General features: G+C 71.6%; 1 protein-coding gene. It reads right to left on the reverse strand.

The genetic code is table 11. The features are described 5' to 3' along the window. Positions 1-4,764, reverse strand: a 4,764-nt coding sequence (locus GA0115254_RS42215) for a non-ribosomal peptide synthetase (RefSeq protein ID WP_141721008.1), incomplete at both ends; no start/stop codon positions are given.

Below are 4,764 nucleotides of genomic sequence, written 5' to 3' on the forward strand. Positions count from 1 at the left end.
AAGCGGATCTCAGGCGTCGTTCCGAGCGTCTGGAGCAGCCGGGCGAACCGCGCCGCGATCCGCTCGGCGGACTCCACCCCGAACAGGTCCGCCGCCGCGATCACCTCTCCGCGGAGGCCCGCCGGCGCGCCCGACGCGTCGAACACCTCGCCCAGGGTGACGTCCAGGTCGAACTTCGCCGGGGAGGCCCCCACAGGCAGCCCCGTGGCCACCACCCCGGGGAGATCCAGCACCGCCGCCGCGTTGTTCTGCACGGTCAGCATGACCTGGAACAGCGGGTGCCGGGCCAGGGACCGGGTCGGTGCCAGCTCCTCCACCAGCCTCTCGAACGGCGCATCCTGGTGCGCGAAGGCGGACAGGCTGTTCTCCCGCACGCGACGCAGGGCCTCGCGGAAGGTCGGGTCACCCGACAGATCGGTGCGCACGACCAGGGTGTTGATGAAGAAGCCGACCAGGTCGTCGAGCGCCGCGTCCGTCCGGCCGGCGTTCGCCGTGCCGATCGGGATGTCGGTGCCCGCGCCCAGCTTGGACAGCAGTATGGCCAGCGCGGTCTGGAGCACCATGTACGTGGTTACGCCCTCGGCGCGGGCCAGCTCCGCGAGTCGCGCGTGCGCGTCCGCCGGGATCTCCAACGGCACGATGTGGCCCTGGTAGGAAGCCACAGCGGGGCGCGGGCGGTCGGTCGGGAGTTGCAGCTCCTCCGGAGCGTCTGCCAGCGTGTTGCGCCAGTAGGAGACCTGGCGGGCGAGGACGCTCTCCGGGTCGGCCTCGTCGCCGAGCAGGTCGCGCTGCCAGAGCGCGTAATCGGCATACTGCACGGGCAGCTGCTCCCACTCGGGCGAGCGGCCCTCGCTCCGCGCCGCGTACGCGGTCGACAGGTCCCGCGCCAGGGGGCCGGCCGACCAGCCGTCGCCCGCGATGTGGTGGACCACGACGAGCAGCACGTGCTCCGCGGTCGTCGCGCCGAGCGAGAACAGCGTGGCCCGAATGGGAAGTTCGGCCGCCAGGTCGAAGGCGTACCCGGCCGCCTCGGCAATTTCCCGGTCCAGCTCCGCCGCGTTCGCAGGCGAGTTCGCGTGCAGCTCCCAGTCCAGGTCGCCAAGTTCCAGCACACTCTGGTACGGCTCACCGTCGGCCACCGCGAACACCGTCCGCAGCACCTCGTGCCGCCCGATCACGTCCCGCAGGGCCGCACTCAGCGCCTCGCGGTCGACCTCGCCCGACAGCCGCACCGCCATAGGAATGTTGTAGGTGGCGCTCGGGCCTTCCAGCTGGCCGATGAACCAGAGCCGCTGCTGCGCGTACGAGAGCGGCAGCCGCTCAGGCCGCGGGCCGGTGGTCAGGGCCGGCCGGGCCGCACCGGCCTCGGTGAGATGGGCGGCGAGTTCGGCCACCGTGGGCGCGTCGAAAAGCGTCCGCAGCGACACCTCGACGCCGAGCACGGCCCGGATCCGGCTGAGCAGGCGAACGGCGAGCAGCGAGTGGCCGCCGAGGTTGAAGAAATCGTCGTGCACGCCGACCGTGCCGACGCCCAGAACCTCCGCGAAGGCCCCACAGAGGATCTCCTCCAGGAGCGTGGCCGTCTCCCGTCCGGTGGTGCGGGCATAGTCCGGGGCGGGCAGTTCCTTGCGGTCGAGCTTGCCGTTGACCGTCAGCGGCAGCGCGTCGAGCACCACCACCGCCGCCGGCACCATGTAGTCGGGCAGCCGCTGCGCGGCGAACTTCCTCAGGGTTTCGGCGACTTCGGAGTCACTCTCGCCGGCCGGCCGCTCGGCAGGCACCACGTAAGCGATCAGCCGACGGTCGCCGGGAGTGTCCTCACGGACGACCACGGCCACCTGGGCTGCCAGCGGGTGGCCGCTCAACGATGCCTGGATCTCGCCCGGTTCGATACGGAAGCCACGGATCTTCACCTGGTCGTCGGCACGGTTGGCGAACACCAGCCGGCCGTCCGCCGTCCAGCGCACCCGGTCGCCGGTGCGGTACATCCGCTCGCCGTCGTGACCGAACGGGTGGGCGACGAAGCGCTCGGCCGTCAGGCCCGGCCGGTTGACGTAGCCGCGCGCCAGTCCGGCACCGGCCACGTACAACTCGCCGTCGACCCCGGAGGGGACGGGCTCCAGCCGATCATCCAGGACGTAGACCCGGGTGTCGGAGATCGGCGTGCCGATGCCGGGCTCGTCACCCTGCGCGAGCGGGGCGGACATCGTCGCGCACACGGTCGTCTCGGTCGGCCCGTAGGCGTTGACGAACCTGCGGCCCGGCGACCAGCGTGCGAGCTGTTCGGTGCCGAGCGCCTCCCCGGCCGACACCAAGGTGGTGACCGGGGCGAGGTCCGCCGGCTCCAGTACGGCCAGGACGGCGGGCGGCACGGTCAGGTGCGTCACGTCATGGCGCGCCACGACGTCGGCGAGGCCGGTGCCCGGCAGCAGTTCCTCGGCCGTGGCGACCACCAGTCGTGCGCCCGTGCAGAGCGCCATCACCAGTTCCCAGGTCGCCGCGTCGAAGCCGGGCGAGGCGAACTGCAGCACGCAGCTGCCTGCGCCCACTCCGAACTGCTCGATCTGTGTCGCCGCAAGGCTCGCAACACCGGTGTGGGTGACCACCACGCCCTTGGGCACACCGGTCGAGCCCGAGGTGAAGATCATGTACGCGGGGTGGGCGGGCCGGAGCGGCGCGACCCGTTCGGCGTCCGTCAGCGCGGTGCCGTCCATCGCGGCGATCCTGCGGGCGACCGGCGGCTCGTCCAGCTCCATGACCAGCGCCGTCCCCGGCACCACCGATGCACAGTCACCGGCGGACAGCACGATCGACGCCCGTGAGTTCTGGAGCATCGCCGCGATGCGCTCCTGCGGGTACTCCGGGTCGACCGGCAGATAGGCGCCGCCCGCCTTGAGGACGCCCAACAGGGCGACGACCAGGTCGATCCCGCGCTCCATCACCACGGCGACCACCGACTCGGGGCCGACACCCCAGCCCACCAGCATCCGCGCCAGCCGGTTGGCCCGCGCGTCCAGGTCGGCGTACGACACCTCGGCATCGGCGTCCGCCACCGCGATCGCCTCCGGGGCCTGTGCCACCCTGGCCTCGAACAGCGCCGGGACGGTGGCCGGCACGACACCGGTCGAGGTGTCGTTCCACTCGTCCAGCACCCGGTGGCGCTGCTCGGCCTCCAGGACACCGACCGTGTTCAGCGGCAGCGAACGACCGCCGTCCAGCGCCGTCTCCAGGGCCGACACCAGGTTCTCCGCCGCGGTGCGCACCATCACGCCGACCGCGTACGGATCGATCGGTGCGATCGAGTCGACCGCCAGCCGGAAGCCGTCGCCGTCGTCGTCCACCAGGACAACCAGTGGGTAGTTGCTCCGTTCCCGGGAGAACACCGTGCGAATGCCCTCGACCTCTCCGTCACGTCGGCCGTCCGCATCCCGTTCCGCCTTCGAACCGCTGTTGTGGCGGTAGTTGAGCATCCCGGAGAACAGCGGTGCATCGCCCGTGATGCCGCTGGCCTGGACGGCCAGCGAGAGCGGGGCATGCTCGTGCTCCAACAGCCCGGCCAACTGCCCACGCATCGCGGACACTGCCTCCAGAACCCCGATGTCGGCCGTGCGGACGCGCACCGGGAGGGAGTTGATGAACAGACCGGGCACACGCTCGGATCCGACACCGGCGTTCATCCGGCCGAACAGCACGGTACCGAACACCACGTCGTCCCGGCCGCTGATCACGCCCAGCACCCGCGCCCAGGCCAGATGCATCACGGTCGCCGCGCTGGCACCCAGCCGACGGGAGACCTCGCGCAGCCGGTCGTCCAGCTGGGAGGAGAACGCGACGGCCGCGCGGACCATCTCCGCGCCGTCGCCGCGTACGTCGGCCATGCCGAAGGGTGCGGTCGTCTCGGTCACATCACCCAGCAGTTCCGCGAAGTAGCGCTCATGCTCACCGGTACCGACCCCGGCCCGGGACTGGGCGACGAAGTTACGGAACGGCAGTGGCTCGGCCAACTCGCCGCCACGCCCCACGAGGAACGCCTCGACCTCGGACAGCAGCACCTCCATCGCCGTGTGGTCCTGGACCATGTGGTGCATCCGCAGCAGGCCGAGCCAGCGGTCGCCACCGGGCACGGCCGCGAGGTGCAGGTCGAGCAGCGGCGCCTGTCCCAGGTCCATGGCCGAGCCGACGCGCTCCACCAACTCCGTGACCGGGTCGGCGCCCTGCGGGTCCAGGGTCACCTCGGAGACGGATAGCCGGGCGGTGCGCCACACCACTTGGACGGGCTCGCGCAGCCGGTCCCAGACGATGGCCGTGCGGAGGATGTCATGGCGGTCCACCACCCGCTGCAGGGCGGCCCGGAACTCGTCGAACCGCGCGCGGGTGTCAAACTCGAGGACGGCCGGCAGCACATAGGCATCGTCGCCGCCCTCCGCCAGCATGTGGTGAAAGAGCAGGCCTTCCTGCAGCGGGGCGAGCGGGTAGACGTCGGCGATGTTCGCCGCGCCGCTGTCGACGGTTGCGACGATCCGCGCGACCTCCTCCGAGCTGAGGTCCATCAGCGGCAGCATCTCCGGGGTGATCTCGCTCGCACCGGCCGGGATCAGATTCTCTGGCACGGATACCTGCTCCGCGCCTCGGGCCAGGGCCAGCCCGGCCGGGGTCGGCGTCTGGAACAGCGTCCGCACCGCCACCGATACGCCGCGTGCCCGCAGGGCCTCTGCCAGCCGGATCACCAGCAGGGAGTGGCCGCCGAGGGCGAAGAAGTCGTCG

Source organism: Streptomyces sp. Ncost-T10-10d (assembly GCF_900091955.1).
Taxonomy (GTDB): Bacteria; Actinomycetota; Actinomycetes; order Streptomycetales; family Streptomycetaceae; genus Streptomyces.